General features: G+C 64.3%; 11 protein-coding genes. 4 read left to right on the forward strand and 7 right to left on the reverse strand.

Annotated elements, in window-relative coordinates; genetic code table 11:
- Positions 1 to 68: 68 nt before the first annotated feature.
- The 4 genes from NTD88_RS20610 to bglX all read right to left on the reverse strand — a co-directional run bounded on the left by NTD88_RS20610 (position 69) and on the right by bglX (position 7,113).
- A complete protein-coding gene (locus NTD88_RS20610) occupies positions 69 to 1,394 on the reverse strand; it encodes an MFS transporter (protein WP_095154799.1) in 1,326 nt (441 codons plus the stop codon).
- Between the two features lie 272 nt (positions 1,395 to 1,666).
- Complete coding sequence (locus NTD88_RS20615; protein WP_262155349.1) at positions 1,667 to 3,001, reverse strand: sigma-54-dependent transcriptional regulator; 1,335 nt, start codon at positions 2,999 to 3,001, stop codon at positions 1,667 to 1,669.
- Entirely contained in the window at positions 2,995 to 4,752 is a 1,758-nt protein-coding gene (locus NTD88_RS20620) for an ATP-binding protein (protein WP_262155350.1), read from the reverse strand. Before NTD88_RS20620 ends, NTD88_RS20615 begins: the two co-directional genes overlap by 7 nt.
- 63 nt (positions 4,753 to 4,815) lie before the next feature.
- Positions 4,816 to 7,113 carry a beta-glucosidase BglX gene (bglX, locus tag NTD88_RS20625; protein WP_262155351.1) on the reverse strand — a complete coding sequence of 766 codons (2,298 nt, stop codon included), beginning with the start codon at positions 7,111 to 7,113 and terminating at the stop codon, positions 4,816 to 4,818.
- Positions 7,114 to 7,299: 186 nt separating this feature from the next.
- Between bglX and NTD88_RS20630 the strand changes: the two genes are divergently transcribed.
- The 4 genes from NTD88_RS20630 to NTD88_RS20645 all read left to right on the forward strand — a co-directional run bounded on the left by NTD88_RS20630 (position 7,300) and on the right by NTD88_RS20645 (position 10,679).
- Positions 7,300 to 7,896, forward strand: a complete 597-nt coding sequence (locus NTD88_RS20630) for a LemA family protein (protein WP_095154803.1) — start codon at positions 7,300 to 7,302, stop codon at positions 7,894 to 7,896.
- Positions 7,896 to 8,642: a TPM domain-containing protein gene (locus NTD88_RS20635; protein WP_262155352.1), complete on the forward strand. Its 747-nt coding sequence runs from the start codon at positions 7,896 to 7,898 to the stop codon at positions 8,640 to 8,642. Before NTD88_RS20630 ends, NTD88_RS20635 begins: the two co-directional genes overlap by 1 nt.
- Positions 8,643 to 8,737: 95 nt before the next feature.
- Entirely contained in the window at positions 8,738 to 9,355 is a 618-nt protein-coding gene (locus NTD88_RS20640; protein ID WP_262155353.1) for a TPM domain-containing protein, read from the forward strand.
- Between the two features lie 106 nt (positions 9,356 to 9,461).
- Complete coding sequence (locus NTD88_RS20645) at positions 9,462 to 10,679, forward strand: class I SAM-dependent methyltransferase (RefSeq protein WP_262155354.1); 1,218 nt, start codon at positions 9,462 to 9,464, stop codon at positions 10,677 to 10,679.
- 34 nt (positions 10,680 to 10,713) lie between these two features.
- Here NTD88_RS20645 and NTD88_RS20650 read toward each other — a convergent pair whose 3' ends face one another.
- From NTD88_RS20650 to NTD88_RS20660, 3 genes are all read right to left on the reverse strand, one after another.
- A complete protein-coding gene (locus NTD88_RS20650) occupies positions 10,714 to 13,284 on the reverse strand; it encodes a TonB-dependent receptor (RefSeq protein WP_262155355.1) in 2,571 nt (856 codons plus the stop codon).
- A gap of 145 nt (positions 13,285 to 13,429) precedes the next feature.
- A complete protein-coding gene (locus NTD88_RS20655) occupies positions 13,430 to 14,383 on the reverse strand; it encodes a FecR family protein (RefSeq protein ID WP_095154808.1) in 954 nt (317 codons plus the stop codon).
- Positions 14,380 to 14,925 carry an RNA polymerase sigma factor gene (locus NTD88_RS20660; RefSeq protein WP_095154809.1) on the reverse strand — a complete coding sequence of 182 codons (546 nt, stop codon included), beginning with the start codon at positions 14,923 to 14,925 and terminating at the stop codon, positions 14,380 to 14,382. Before NTD88_RS20660 ends, NTD88_RS20655 begins: the two co-directional genes overlap by 4 nt.
- Positions 14,926 to 15,010: the final 85 nt, after the last annotated feature.

Consider the following 15,010-nt stretch of genomic DNA (forward strand, 5'->3'; position numbering starts at 1 on the left):
GCGCATGAAAAAAGCCCCCGGCCAATTGGCCGAGGGCTTTGTCTATTGCGGGCGAAGTGTTGTGAGGATCAGTCCGTCACGATTCGCGAATGTTTCTGGGTGTCTTTCATGAACACATACACCAGCAACGAGCAGGCGATGCAGGCGGTGACGTACCAGTAATACCCGGTTTCCATGCCGACGCTCTTGAACCACAGGGCGACGTACTCAGCGGTGCCGCCGAAGATCGAGACGGTCAGGGCGTAAGGCAGGCCGACGCCCAGGGCGCGGATTTCGGTGGGAAACAGTTCGGCTTTGACCACGGCGTTGATCGAGGTGTAGCCGCTGACGATGATCAGTGCCGCCATGATCAGGAAGAACGCGCCCCACCAGCTTTGGATGGTGTGCAGGGTGGTGAGGATCGGTACGGTGAAGATCGTGCCGAGAACACCGAAGGCGATCAGGATCGGACGCCGGCCGATCTTGTCGGAGAGGCCACCGATCACCGGTTGCAGGCACATGAACAGGAACAGGGTGGCCGCCGAGATCATGGTCGAGTCGGTGATGCTCATGCCGACGGTGTTGACCAGGTATTTCTGCATGTAGGTGGTGTAGGTGTAGAAGGCCAGGGTGCCGCCCATGGTCAGGCCGACCACGGTGGCGAGTTCCTTCGGATGGCGCAGCAGGGTGCGCATCGGCCGCTCTCTGCCTTTGGTTTTTTCCTTCTTGGTGAAGGAAGCGGTTTCTTCCATGCCGCGCCGCAGGTACAGCGCAACCACCGCGCACAGCGCGCCGATCACGAAGGGTACGCGCCAGCCCCAGGCGTAGAGCTGTTCGGTGGTCAGGGTCTGTTGCAGGACGATCAGCACGGCGAGGGCGATGAGCTGGCCGGAAATCAGCGTGACGTACTGGAAGCTGGAGAAGAACCCGCGGCGTTCCTTGGTTGCCATTTCGCTGAGGTAGGTGGCCGAGGTGCCGTATTCGCCACCGACCGACAGGCCCTGCATCAGGCGGGCGATGATCAGCAGGACTGGTGCGGCGACGCCGATGGTTTCATAGCTCGGGGTCAGGGCGATGACCAGGGAGCCGAAACACATAAGCAATACCGAGGCCATCAGCGCGGCCTTGCGGCCCTTGCGGTCGGCGTAGATGCCCATCAGCCAGCCGCCGATTGGGCGCATCAGGAAGCCTACGGCGAAGATCGCGGCGGTGTTGAGCAGTTGCGCGGTGGTGTCGCCGGCGGGGAAGAAGGCCTTGGCGAAGTACAGGGAAAATGCGGCGTAGACGTACCAGTCGTACCACTCGACCATGTTGCCGACCGATCCGCTGAAGATCGACTTGAGGCGACTGGAGGTGGTTTTTACCGGCGCGGGCGTGGCAATCGCCCCAGCAGGCACGGAGGTGGAGTTATCCATTGACGGGACCTTCATCGTTGTTTTTGTGGAGCGCGCCGAAACGCAGCCTGGCGGGTCTATAGCAGGAGCTGTGCCAGGGGAGCTCCGTCACCGCCATCGCTGGCCAGCCAGCGCCCACAGAAACACCGGCAGCCCTGGAAATAGAGGCCTGCGAAGAACCTGTGGGAGCTGGCTTGCCAGCGATGGCGGCGGCACAAACAACAACGATTAAAGATCAAGTGAGCGGAAATCCGCTTATTCGGAAGATGGCCTGAGCAGGAATCCGCCGATGCTCAGGTGCGCTCGAGGAAGTCTTCACGGACCAGGCCGTGGCGCTGCATTTTTTCGTTGAGGGTGCGCCGCGGCAGTTGCAGTTCCTCCATCACCGCCTTGATTTCGCCCTTGTGCCGGCGCAACGAGGCGCGCAGGCAGTTGGCCTCGAAAGCCTCCTGTTGCGCGGCCAGGGACTGGCCGGGTTCTTCGGGAGGCGATGTCGGATCGGCCAGGCCGAGGGCGTGGCGTTCGGCGGCGTTGGCCAGTTCGCGAACATTGCCCGGCCAGTCGTGGCCGAGCAGTTGCGCCAATTGCGCGATGCTCAACTGCGTTGCTTTGCGGCCGCTGCGTTCGGCGGCGTGGCGGGCGAAGTGCTCGAACAGCAGCGGGATGTCCTCGCGCCGCTCGCGCAGCGGTGTCAGACGCAGCTCGGCAATATTCAGCCGATACACCAGGTCTTCACGGAAACGTCCGGCACGGGCTTCTTCGAGCAGGTCGGGTTTGGTCGCGGCGATGATGCGCAGGTCCACCGCGATGCTCTGGTTGGAACCGAGGCGTTCCAGACGCTGCTCCTGGATCACCCGCAGCAGCTTGGCCTGTTGTGCCAACGGCAGGCTTTCGATTTCGTCGAGGAACACTGTGCCGCCGTCGGCGTATTCCAGCTTGCCGATGCGTTTGCCCTGGGCGCCGGTGAAGGCGCCGCTTTCATGGCCGAACAGTTCGGCTTCGAACAGGTGTTCGGGAATGGCCGCGCAGTTCAGCGCGACGAAGGGTTTGCTGGCACGCGGGCCGAAGTCGTGCAGGCAGCGGGCGACGCGTTCCTTGCCACTGCCGGTTTCGCCGCGGATCAGCACGTTGACCGGCAGGTTCGCCAGTTCCAGCACCTGGCGCCGCAGTTGCTGCATGCCTTGGGTCATGCCAAGCAGGGCGGACTCCAGCCGGCTCTTGATGTCGGCCTGTTCATGCAGGCGGCGGTTTTCCAGGACCAGCCGGCGCTTTTCCAGGGCGCGGCACAGGCTGCCCATGAGGGCGTCGGGGCTGAAAGGCTTTTCCAGGAAGTCGTAGGCGCCGTTGCGCATGGCTTCGACGGCCATGGGCACGTCGCCATGGCCGGTCAACAGGATCACCGGCAGGTCGGCATCGCGGGTGCGCAGTTGTTCCAGCAGTTGCAGGCCGTCGATGCCGGGCATGCGCACATCGCTGAGGATCACCCCGGGAAAGTGCGCCGGCAGGTTCGCCAGGCATTCGTCGGCGCGGCTGAACAGCCTGACTTCGAAGCCCGACAGGCTCAGCCACTGTTCGACCGCCGTGCGGATGCTGGCTTCGTCGTCGACGACAATCACCGAATTCAACATACGGGCTCCGGATCGCGGGGAAGGGTGAAACTGAAGCGGGCGCCGCCAGGCTGGTTTTCGACCTGCAGCCGGCCGCCCGCCTCGTGGATGATGCCATAGGAAATCGCCAGGCCCAGCCCGAGGCCTTCGCCCACCGGCTTGGTGGTGAAGAACGGGTCGAACACGCTGCCCAGGTGCTCCGGGGCGATGCCGCCGCCGCTGTCGAGCACGCTCAGGCGCCAGCCGTCACCTTCACAGTCGATGCGGATTTCCAGGCGGCGATAGCCTTTGCCGGCCATGGCATCCAGGGCGTTGTGCAGCAGGTTGATCAGCACCTGCTCCAGGCGGATCGCGTCGCCGCGGACCCAGGCCGGACGGGCCAGATACAGCGCAGTGCTGACGCTCTCGGCGCGCAGGCGGGTATCGAGCAGTTGCAGGGCGTGATCGACCACCGTGGCCAGGTCGAGGCTCTCGCGCAGGCCGCTGGGGCTGTTGCGGGCGAAAGTTTTCAGGTGCCCGGTGAGTGCGGCCATGCGCGTGAGCATCTGCTCCAGCGGTTGCAGGGCCTGGCGGGCGTCCTCGATGCGGTCGTGGTCCAGCAGCAGGCGCAGCGACGCCAGTTGCATACGCTGGGTGGTCAGCGGCTGGTTCAGTTCGTGGGCGAGGGCGGCGGACATCTGTCCCAGCGCTGCCAGCTTGGTCGATTGCACCAGGCCTTCCTGGGCGGTGCGCAGGTCGCGGGTGCGTTCTTCCACCAGGCGCTCCAGCTCCTCGCGGCTGCGCTGGCGCAGGCGGGCGAGGCGCAGGCGCTGGTTGACGAAGAGCGCGGCGAACACCAGGGTCAGCCAGATCGCCGCAGCGGCCAGCGCGGCGTTGCGTCCGTCATCGCCGGTCTGTGGCGTGCGCAGCAGGTGCAGGGTCCAGCCTTCGGCTTCCAGCGGCAGGCTTTCCCACAAGTAGTCTTGCGTGCCTTCCGGGCCCTGGACGCGGACCAGATTGCTGTTGTCGTCGAAGCGGTTGAGCACCTGGCGCTGCAACGGCACCAAGGGCTGTTTGTCGTACTGGCGGGTCTGTTCCAGTTCGTTGAAGTCATGGGCCGAGAGGGCGTTGAGCTTGCGGTAGCGCCAGCCCTCCTGGTTGGCGATGAAGACGATGCCGCGCGAGTCGCTGACCAGCAGCACGTCGTTGCCCATGCGCCATTCCCGCTCCAGCTCGGGGAATTCCAGCTTGACCACCATGGCGCCGAGGAAGCGCTGGTTGTCATCCTTCACCGCGCTGGACAGGAAGTAACCGGGAATGCCGCTGGTCACGCCCACGGCGTAGAAGCGCCCGGTGCCCTGGCTGAGGGTCTGCTTGAAGTACGGCCGGAAGCCGTAGTTGTGGCCCACGTAGGTGCTCGGCAGGCGCCAGTTGCTGGCGGCCACGGCCAGGCCGGTGTGGTCCAGCAGTTCCAGGGTGGAGGAATTGGCCGCGCCGTTGATGCGTTCCAGCTTGCGGTTGAGCAAGTCCTGGGTGGCGGCATCCACCGGCCCGCCGAGGGCGGCGATCAGTTCCGGGTCCAGCGCCAGCACCGCGGGCAGGGCGCGGTAGCGTTCGATCAGGGTGTGCAGCGAAGTGGCGTACAGGCCCAGTTGCTGGTTGGCCCGTTCCGCTTCCTCGACCATGGCCTGGCGTTGTGCGTGGTGCATGGCCCAGGCCGCGGCGAGCAAGGTGCCGGCGCTGATCAGCAGAAGGATCAGGCCAAGGCGCAGGGTGCGAAAGGAGAAAAGCATCGATAAGCCATCCGCGGCGATGGGGAAGGCCGCGAGGCGCTTCCCCTTGGGCAGGGCGGCGCGTTACAGCAGCTCGAAGCTCTGCTGTTGCACCGTCTCGGAGTCCAGGCCGACCTGCACGTTGAACTCACCCGGTTCGGCGGCGAGTTTCAATTGGCTGTTGTAGAACTTCAGGTCGTCTTCGCTGATACGGAAGGTCACGACCCGCTCTTCGCCAGCCTTGAGCAGGACTTTCTGGAAGTTTTTCAGTTCCTTGACCGGGCGGCTCATGGATGCGGCGACATCCTGCAGGTAAAGCTGCACCACGGTTTCGCCGTCACGCTTGCCGGTGTTCTTCACTTTGACGCTGGCTTCCAGGCTGCCGCCCTGTTTCAGGGTCTTCGCTGAAAGGGTCAGTGGCGACACGGAGAACTCGGTGTAGCTCAGCCCGTAACCGAACGGATACAGCGGGCCGTTGGGCTCCTCGAAGTACTGCGAGGTGTAGTTGCCCGGCTTGCCCGGGGTGAACGGCCGGCCGATGCGCATGTGGTTGTAGTACATCGGAATCTGGCCGACCGAGCGTGGGAAGGTGATCGGCAGCTTGCCGGACGGGTTGTAGTCGCCGAACAGCACGTCGGCGATGGCGTTGCCGCCTTCGGTGCCGGAGAACCAGGTTTCCAGCAGGGCGTCGGCCTGTTCGCGTTCCCAGTTGATCGACAGCGGACGGCCGTTCATCAGCACCAGCACCAGCGGCTTGCCGGTGGCTTTCAGCGCCTTGATCAGGTCGCGTTGCACGGCCGGGACTTCCAGGGTGGTGCGGCTGGACGATTCGTGGGACATGCCACGGGATTCGCCAACCACGGCCACGATCACGTCGGACTGTTGGGCGGCCTTGACCGCTTCGTCGATCAATACCGCGGCAGGGCGCGGGTCGTTGACGATTTCCGGGGCGTCGAAGTTGAGGAAGTTCAGGTAGTCGAACATGGCTTTGTCGCCGGTGATGTTCGAGCCCTTGGCGTAGACCAGTTTGGCCTTGTCGCCGACCGCGCGGCGCAGACCTTCGCGGACGGTGACCGAGTGCACCGGCTTACCGTCGGCGGCCCAACTGCCCATCATGTCGATGGGCGCATCGGCCAGCGGTCCGACCAGGGCGATGGTGCCGGTCTTTTTCAGCGGCAGGGTCTGCTTGCGGTTTTCCAGCAGCACCAGGCTGCGGCGCGCCACGTCGCGGGCGGCTTCGCGGTGCAGGCGGGAATCGGCGTAGTAGTCCGGCACATCGTTTTCCGGCTTGCCGATCCGTACGTACGGGTCCTTGAACAGGCCCATTTCGTACTTGGCGCCGAGCACCTCGCGCACCGCCTGGTCCAGCTCGGCCTGGCTGACTTCGCCGGACTTGAGCAGGCCCGGGAGTTCTTCGCCGTAGAGCGAGTCGTTCATGCTCATGTCGATGCCGGCCTTGATCGCCAGCTTGGCCGCCTCGCGGCCGTCGCGGGCGACACCGTGACGGATCAGCTCCTGGATGGCGCCGTGGTCGCTGATGGTCACGCCGTTGAAGCCCCACTCCTTGCGCAGCAGGTCGTTCATCAGCCAGGTGTTGGAGGTGGCGGGTACGCCGTTGATGGAGTTCAGCGCCACCATCACCCCGCCGGCGCCGGCGTCGATGGCCGCGCGGTAGGGCGGCAGGTAGTCGTTGTACATCTTCGGCAGGCTCATATCGACCGTGTTGTAGTCGCGCCCGCCTTCCACCGCCCCGTACAGGGCGAAGTGCTTGACGATGGCCATGATGCTGTCGTGCTCGGCCGGGCTCTTGCCCTGGAACGACTTGACCATCACTTCGCCGATCCGCGAGGTCAGCCAGGTGTCTTCGCCGAAGCCTTCACTGGTGCGGCCCCAGCGCGGGTCGCGGGCGATGTCGACCATCGGCGCGAAGGTCATGTCGAGGGCATCGGCGGAGGCTTCGATGGCCGAGGTGCGGCCGACGGTGGCGATGGCGTTCATGTCCCAGCTCGACGCCAGGCCCAGGCCGATCGGGAAAATGGTGCGGTTGCCGTGGATGGTGTCATAGGCGAAGAACATCGGGATCTTCAGCCGGCTGCGCATGGCCGCGTCCTGCATCGGCCGGTTTTCCGGGCCGGTGCGCGAGTTGAAGGTGCCGCCGATGCGGCCGGCGGCGATCTCCTCGCGGATCTTCTCCCGCGGCATCTCCGGGCCGATGCTGATCAGGCGCAACTGGCCGATCTTCTCGTCCTGGGTCATCTGGCCCAGCAACTTGTCGACGAACACCTTCTTCTCTTGCAGGTGCGCGGCGGCGGCGGAGGTGTCGGCCAGGGCCGTCTGACTGGCCAGGCTGACGAGCAGGCCCAGCAAACACAGCTTGTTCATGGATTCAGTTCTCGAGGCTCGCGCCGGCATTCACGGTGGATACCGGCCAGCCGAAATTGGGGGAGCGGCTATTGTTGTAGTTTGCTGGGGCATGTTTTTAGCCGATTGGGCCTGCACTATCCAGCGGCGGCCACGGATTATGCCTCAAGTCCGGTGCGTTACGGATAATCAAGGAGCGTTGCGACGATGCGGGTATTCAAGGGTGCGAAGCCGTGGTTGCTGGTGCTGCTGGCCAGCCTGCTGGCCGGCTGCGGGATCAACAATATTCCCAACTATGACGAACAGGTGAAGGCGGCCTGGGGCCAGGTACAGAACCAGTACCAGCGCCGCGCCGACCTGATCCCCAACCTGGTGGAAACGGTCAAGGGCTATGCCCGGCATGAACAGGAAACCCTGACCGCGGTGATCGAGGCGCGGGCCAAGGCGACGTCGATCCAGGTCGATGCCAGCACCCTCGACGATCCGGAAAAACTGCGCCAGTTCCAGGCCGCGCAGTCGCAGTTGAGCGGTGCGCTGAGCCGGCTGATGGTGGTCTCGGAACGGTATCCGGACCTCAAGGCCAATCAGAACTTCCTCGCCCTGCAGTCCCAGCTCGAAGGCACGGAAAACCGCATCGCCGTGGCGCGCAAGGATTTCATCGCCGCGGTGCAGCGCTACAACACCGAGATTCGCACCTTTCCCGGACGGATCTGGCACAGCGTGATGTACAGCGACTTGCCGCTGCGCGAGAGCTTCGAAGCGACCAGTGCCGACGCCGACAAAGCCCCTGAAGTGAAATTCTGATGCGCCTGTTCAAGGCCGTGGTGCTGCTGGCGCTGTTCGCCATGGCCCTGACGGTGCGCGCCGAGCCGTCCTTTCCGGCGCTCAGCGGGCGGGTGGTGGACAACGCCAACCTGCTCGACGCTCATACCCGCAGCCAGCTCGGGCAGATGCTCGAAGCCCATGAGCAGAGCACCGGCGAGCAGGTCGTGGTGGTCACGCTGACCGACCTGCAAGGGCTGCCCATCGAGGATTACGGCTATCAGTTGGGCCGCCATTGGGGCATCGGCCAGAAGGGCAAGGACAACGGCGCGCTGCTGATCGTCGCGCCCGAGCAACGCAAGGTCCGCATCGAAGTGGGTTACGGGCTGGAAGAACGCCTCACCGACGCGCAGTCGTCGGTCATCATCAACCGGATCATCCTGCCGGCCTTCAAACGCGGCGAACTCAGCCAGGGCATCGTCCAGGGCGCGGCCGCGATCCTGCAGGTCCTCGGCGGAAATCCGCTGGCCCAGCCGTCCGCGCTCAGCGGCGGGCAAAGCGAGGGTGAGTCGCCGTCCTTGCTGTCCATCGGGCTGTCCATTCTGATGGTGGTGGTTGTGCTGTATTTGCAGGGCCTTGGTGGCGGCGGTCGGCGTGGCGGGCCGGGTGGCGGTTTTGGTGGCGGCTTCGGCGGGCTGGGCGGCGGCGGGTTCGGCCGCGGCGGTGGTGGGGGCTTTGGCGGAGGCGGCGGCAGTTTTGGTGGCGGCGGGTCGTCCGGAAGCTGGTGAGTGCGTGGGTGTGGCGGGAAACCCTGTAGGCGCGGCCGGGCGGTCGACCCCACGGAAACCGCGGCGCATCTGAATTGTGTTCAAGGAACAACCTGATGGCATTGCTCAATGAGTTGCAACAACGACAGGTCGCGGAGGCGATCGCTGCGGTCGAGAAACACACCGACGCGGAGCTGGTCACGGTGCTGGCCCGCAACGCCGATGACTATGCCTATGTGCCGCTGGTCTGGGCCAGCCTGCTGGCGCTGTTGGTGCCGGGGCTGGTGTATTACGTCACGGGCTGGTTCAGCGCCCACGGTCTGCTGATTACCCAGTGGCTGACGTTTATCGTGCTCTGCCTGGTGCTGCGCCTGCCGCTGTTCACCAGCCGCCTGGTGCCGAAGGCGGTGCGCCACTGGCGCGCGTCGAACCTGGCGCGGCGGCAGTTTCTCGAACAGAACCTGCACCACACCGAAGGCCGCACCGGTGTGCTGATTTTCGTCAGCGAGGCGGAGCGTTATGTGGAAATCCTGGTGGACGACGGCATCGCCTCGCGTCTGGACAACCAGGCCTGGGACGCCATCGTCGCCGGCTTCACCGCCCAGGTCCGTGCGGGCCAGACGCTTGCGGGTTTTCTCACCTGCATCGAGGCGTGTGGCGAATTGCTCAAGGCTCATGTGCCGCTGACCCACAGCCGCAACGAGCTGCCCAACCGCCTGGTGATCCTCGACTGACGCCGCGCTGATCGACAAAAGCTGTGCGCTGGCCGGGCATCAACGTAAAATGCCCGCCATTGCGCGCCGGCTGGCGCCCCCGCAACCCCCGAGGCACCCAATCCCCATGTCCGCTACCCCCACCGCCCAGGCCGCGCCGGATGCGCGTGCGCAGTTTCTCGCCCTGTTGGCCGAGAGCCTGCACCAGCAGTCCTTCGTCAAGCTGGTACTGGCCCGTCACGTCGGCGCCGAAGCCGACCTGCAACGCATCATCGCCAAGCCGCTGACGGTCAAGGGGCAGGCCTGCCTGTCATTCGTCCATCGCTACAAGACCCGCGACATCACCCGCAACCTGCCGCTGGACGAAGCGCTGGCGCAGATCGGCGAATGGCTGCCGGGCGCGTTTCGCAATGCCCACCTGCTGAGCCTGGCCGATGACGCGCAGCTGGAGTTCAGCAAGAAGGGCAAGCCGATGCTGCACCGCAACGCCGCGCAGCAAGAGCGCCAGGCCGCGGGCGGTGAGCATGACCGCGAGAAGAAACGCTACCTGGAACTGAGCCGGCCGTTCCTTCAGGACCTCGGCGTGACCGACAAGCAGCAGGCGCTGATCCCGGCCATGTCGCGCAAGTGGAAGCAGATCAACAAGTTCATCGAGGTGTTTTCCCATGCCTTCGCCAGTGTTTCGCTGGCGGACGACAAACCCGTGCGGGTGGCAGATTTCGGCTCGGGCAAGGGCTACCTGACCTTCGCCATCCACGATTACCTGAGCAACACCCTGCAGCGTCAGGCGCAGGTGACGGGGGTCGAGCTGCGTCCGGACATGGTCGAGCTGTGCAATGCCGCGGCCGCTCATCTGGAGCATCCGGGGCTGGTGTTCGAACAGGGTGACGTGCGCACCGTGGTGCCGGCCGAGATCGATGTGATGATCGCCCTGCATGCCTGCGATATCGCCACCGACTATGCGATCCACACCGGCATCCGTTGTGGTGCGGCGATCATCATGTGCTCGCCGTGCTGCCACAAACAGATCCGCCCGCAACTGCACAGTCCGGGGTTGCTCAAGCCGATGCTGCAATACGGCCTGCACCTGGGGCAGCAAGCTGAAATGCTGACCGACAGCCTGCGCGCGCTGTACCTGGAAGCCTGTGGTTACGAGACCAAGGTGTTCGAGTTCATCTCGTTGGAACACACCAACAAGAACAAGATGATCCTTGCGACCAAGCGCAAGGAGGCGGGGGATCCAGCGGCGTTGCTGGAGAAGATCGCGGAGTTGAAGGCGTTCTATGGGGTTTCTGAGCATTGTCTGGAGACATTGCTGCGGGCGGATCAACTGATTCCGGCGTGAGTGAATCGGGGCCGCAAGGCGGCCCCCACGTTACTCAGAAGAACCGGGTAATGCTCACCTTGGCATTGCGCCCCGTGCTGTAGACGTTGTTGTCGCTGAGCATCGGCACGTAATCGCGGTTGAACATGTTGTCGAGGGTGAAGTTGACCTCGGTGCCCTTCAGGTACTGCTGCTTCGGTTTCCAGCTGGCGAACAGGCCCTGGACGTTGTAGGCGTCGTTGGCGCGATGGTCCCAGGCGCTGTCACCCAGTGCGCTGCCCATGAAACCCGGTGGGTATTTGTCGCTCGGCAGACGATCGGTCTGGCGTACCCACAGGCCTTTCCAGCCCACCACCACATCCCATTCGGGAATCTTCACACCCAGACGCGCCACCCATTTCGGTGCCGGTACATCCCGTGCCCAGACATCCGGGCCCCACGGGTTGTTGTAGGCGCCTTCGTGTTTGCCGGTCATCCAGGTGTAGGAGAGGGTGCCGAACAGGTAGGTGGAATCGTAGAAGCTTTCCACCTCGAAGCCCTTGTAGGTCACGCCGTCGAGATTGCGGTAGTTGCCGATCAGGTAGTTGCCGCAGGCCTGGCTGATACTGCCGCCGGTCACGTTCTGCGCCTGGCACTCGACACCGAGGTTCTTGAAGATCTCGTCCTTGATCTTGTTGTGGAACAGGGTGGTGCGGACCTGCAGGTTGTCGTCGGCGAAGAACAGGCCGGAGAAGTCGGTGACGTTACCCGCACGCAGGGCGGTGACGCGCTCTGGATCGAGGTCGCGGCTGGTGGCGCTGCGCGTGCTGACCGCGCTCTGTACTTCGTATTGCTCGTCGATGACCGGCGCACGCCAGGTCTTCGAATAGTCGGCGAAGAACGCAACGTCGTCGGTGGCACGCCAGAACACGGACAGGCGCGGCGACCAGCCGGTGTAGGTCTTGGCGCTGTAGTCGTGGCCAGCCGAGGCGACGTTGTAGAACGGCGCGTCGTTATCTTCGCCGCGGTTGCGCACATGGTCGTAGCGCAGCGACGGGGTTATGGTCACCTGGCCGAGGGTGATGGCGTCCTGCACGTAGGCGCTGTTGGTGTCCACTTTGCCGTGGGGCATGAAGTTCGGCTGGAAGTGGCCGTAGTTGTAGGCTGCGGTGTTTTGCGCGGTGCCCGGCATCCACATTTCGGTTTCGCGGGAGTGGCGGTGCAGTTCGGCGCCGGTGGTCAGCGAGTGCTCCAGCACGCCGGTACTGAACTGCGCGGTGTTGCGCACTTCGAAGTTGCGGTCCTTGTATTCGGTCTCCATGCGCCGGCCGCCGGTGGCGAGCTGGAAGAAGGCGTTGGGCCCGCGTTCGTCGGTCTGATCGACATCGGACTCCGAATAGCTGACTTCCAGGTTGACCAGCGGATTGTCCACCGGCTGGAAGCGGTACTTGGCCGACCAGGTGGTGTCGATGGTTTCGCGGTGGGCGAGGAAGCGGCGAATGGCGTCGCTGTAACCGTAGCGGTCGATATTGGCCTGGGTCGGCGGCGTCGAGTAGTTGGTCGACGAGTAGCGGGTCATGCGTTGGTTGTTCGAGCGCGAGTAGGACAGGCCGAGCGACTGCTCATCGGTGAGCTGGACATTCAGCTTGAACAGGCCGCCTTCCAGGTCCTGGGCGCTGTCGGGCAGGCGCTTGGGGTTGATCGGGTACTGGTTGCGTGGGTCGGGCTGCGACGAGGCCAGCTTGAAATCGTCGCCGTCGCGCTTGGTCAGGTAGACCAGACCGTCGATACGGCGGTCTTCAGTGCGCCCGAACAGGGCCGTACTGTAGACCTGTTGATGGTCGTTGCTGGAGTAGCCGTATTTGACCATCGCGCCGGTGTCGCGGCCTTCCTGCAGCAGGTCCGGGGCATTTTTGGTGGTCATGTGCACGCTGCCGGCAAGGCCCGTGTTGCCCACGAACGGCGAGTGCGGGCCTTTCTCGACCTCGATGCTCTTGATCAGCTCCGGCTCGACGAACATCGTGCCTTGCTGATAGCGCTCGAAGCCGGTCTTGGTGGCGCCGTCGACGGTCAGTTGCACGTCCTCGGCGTCGCCCATGCCCCAGATATTGATCTTCTGCCCGCCGGGCATCATGGAACCGGCCATTTCCACGCCGGGCAGGGTGCTCAGCAGGGACGGCACGTTGTTCGCCTGTTCACGGTCGATATCGCGCTGGGTCAGGGTCGAGCGGCCGACGGTGGCCGGGGTCACCTGCTGGCCGTCGCCGACGATGCTCATGGCGCCGAGCTGGATGGACGTGTTGTTGTTGCCGGGAGGCGTGGTTTCGTCTTCCTTCGGGCGCACCACGTAGGTGGTGCCCACCTTGACCAGCGTGAAGCGGCTGCTGGCGAGCAGGCGGGCAATCGCTTCCTCGGCGCTGAAATTGCCGCGCAGGGCTGGCGCGGAAACGTTGCGCAGCAACGACTCGTCGAACAGCAGTTGCACTTTGGTCTGTTGCGCCACCTGGCTCAGCGAGGTGGCCAGTGGCTGGGCTGGCAACTGCAGCTCAACGGGTGCGGCCTGGGCCTGAAGGCTCAGGGCCAGGCACACGGCAAGCAGCGATGGACGGGCAGACAACGGCTTGGAAGGTCGAAACGCGCGAAACATGAAATCCCCCAGTGCGGCCAAAGGCCAGAAAAAGTCAGTGCGCAGGGCGCGGACGGGGAGGAAGACGCGGGGCGAGGAAAAACCCTCACATGCGAATGAAAAATATTCTCAGAATTTTTCAGCGGCTTGCTGCGAAGCGGTGGTTCTACTTTCCGGCGCGCTCGATTCGCATCCGCCCATCCGCCAACACGGCGGTCTTCACCGGCAGCAACGCCGGCAAGGCATTGAGCAGGGCGTCAGGGTCATGCACATCGAGATTGCCGGAAACCCGGTACTTCGCCAGCGCCGGGTCAGCCAGCAGCACCGCCGCCGGGCGGTACAGCGACAGCTCATCCACCAGGCTCGCCAGCTCGCGGTTGCGGAACGAGACATGGCCGCTGCGCCAGTCGGCGACTTCGCCGTCGCTCAGGGTCTGCCGCACCAGGTCGCCGCGGGCCAGGTTGTACACCGCGCGCTCGCGGGCACCCAGCAGCATCGGTTCGCGGCGCTCGCCCGGCGCGTCGAACGCCACCAGGCCGTGGTCCACGCTCAGCACCAGTTCCTGTTGGCCGCGGCGCAGGTCGAACGCGGTGCCCACCACCCGGACCCGGGCGGGGCCGGCATCGACGAACAACGGTCGCTCCTTGTCCGGGCTGACTTCCAGGTAGAGCTGGCCTTGATCGAGGTGCACCAGCCGCCGTTCGGCATCGAAATCGATCCGCACGCGGGAGTTGGCGTTGAGGTTGAGACGGCTGCCATCGGGCAGGGTGATGGTGCGCGGCTGGCCATCCAGACTGGCCAGTTGTTGTTCCGCCGACGCGGCTGGCTTGCCCAGGTTGCTTGCCAGCAATGCGCAGACCAGCGCTGCCGCCGTGGCCAGCGCCGGGCGCCAGTACGAGGCTTTGCGCGGGCGTAGCTGCACCGGCTTGTTCAGTTCCTTGAGGGCGGCAAGGTCGTCCCAAAGTTGCTCGAACTGATGGTATGCGCGGGCGTTTCCGGGGTGTTCCAGCCACTGGGCGAAGGCTTTGCGCGAGGCCCGCGAGCGCTCATTGCGGTTACGGGTAAACCAGCTCGCCGCCTGGGCGTCGACCGAACGGCTGTCCATGTCAGGAAGGGTCATTCTGGTTGCTCCGCAACGTTGTCACTGTCCAGGCGCTGCTTGAGGTACAGCAGCGCGGCGGCGATGTGTTTCTCCACCATGCTGACTGAAATGCCCATGCGTTCACTGATCTGTGCCTGACTTAAACCTTCGAAGCGGTGCAGCATAAGGGCTTCGCGCCGTCGCGGCGAGAGTTCGGCAAGGACAATTTTCAAATGATCCAGGCGTTGCAGGTGCTGCGCGCTGGCCATCGGGTCGCTGCTTGGGGCTTCGCAGGCCTGGGTTTGCTCCGCCGACTCGGCATGTTCGTCGAGCACCGTGTGGCGCACTTTCTGCCGTCTCCAGTGATCGCGCAGCAGGTTGCGCGCCATCTGGAACAGGAACGCGCGAGGCTGCTCCACCCGGGCTTTGTCGCGGTAACCCAGCCATTGGGTGAAGACGTCCTGAGTCATGTCCGCGGCATCGCTGGCGTTGTCCATGCGCTTGCGCAGGAAATGCAGGATGTCGCTGTAAAACCCATGGCAGGTTTCTTGCGCGAAAGGATCGGGTTTGGGGCGGCGCATGCGAGCTTTCCAGGAAAGTGCCGGAGAGAAAGGTCGCAAATGTTATCGAGAATTATTGTTATTTACTATGGGTGTTTCAGCATGT

This window comes from Pseudomonas sp. 20P_3.2_Bac5, from assembly GCF_025466035.1.
In the GTDB taxonomy this organism is placed as follows: Bacteria; Pseudomonadota; Gammaproteobacteria; order Pseudomonadales; family Pseudomonadaceae; genus Aquipseudomonas.

Excerpts from the sequence above, each read along its gene's own strand:
- bglX (WP_262155351.1), bottom strand. The coding sequence starts at position 7,113 with ATGAACAAGCTGTGTTTGCTGGGCCTGCTCGTCAGCCTGGCCAGTCAG.
- NTD88_RS20645 (WP_262155354.1), top strand. The coding sequence starts at position 9,462 with ATGTCCGCTACCCCCACCGCCCAGGCCGCGCCGGATGCGCGTGCGCAG.
- NTD88_RS20660 (WP_095154809.1), bottom strand. The coding sequence starts at position 14,925 with ATGCGCCGCCCCAAACCCGATCCTTTCGCGCAAGAAACCTGCCATGGG.
- NTD88_RS20635 (WP_262155352.1), top strand. The coding sequence starts at position 7,896 with ATGCGCCTGTTCAAGGCCGTGGTGCTGCTGGCGCTGTTCGCCATGGCC.
- NTD88_RS20630 (WP_095154803.1), top strand. The coding sequence starts at position 7,300 with ATGCGGGTATTCAAGGGTGCGAAGCCGTGGTTGCTGGTGCTGCTGGCC.
- NTD88_RS20620 (WP_262155350.1), bottom strand. The coding sequence starts at position 4,752 with ATGCTTTTCTCCTTTCGCACCCTGCGCCTTGGCCTGATCCTTCTGCTG.
- NTD88_RS20610 (WP_095154799.1), bottom strand. The coding sequence starts at position 1,394 with ATGGATAACTCCACCTCCGTGCCTGCTGGGGCGATTGCCACGCCCGCG.
- NTD88_RS20655 (WP_095154808.1), bottom strand. The coding sequence starts at position 14,383 with ATGACCCTTCCTGACATGGACAGCCGTTCGGTCGACGCCCAGGCGGCG.
- NTD88_RS20650 (WP_262155355.1), bottom strand. The coding sequence starts at position 13,284 with ATGTTTCGCGCGTTTCGACCTTCCAAGCCGTTGTCTGCCCGTCCATCG.
- NTD88_RS20615 (WP_262155349.1), bottom strand. The coding sequence starts at position 3,001 with ATGTTGAATTCGGTGATTGTCGTCGACGACGAAGCCAGCATCCGCACG.
- NTD88_RS20640 (WP_262155353.1), top strand. The coding sequence starts at position 8,738 with ATGGCATTGCTCAATGAGTTGCAACAACGACAGGTCGCGGAGGCGATC.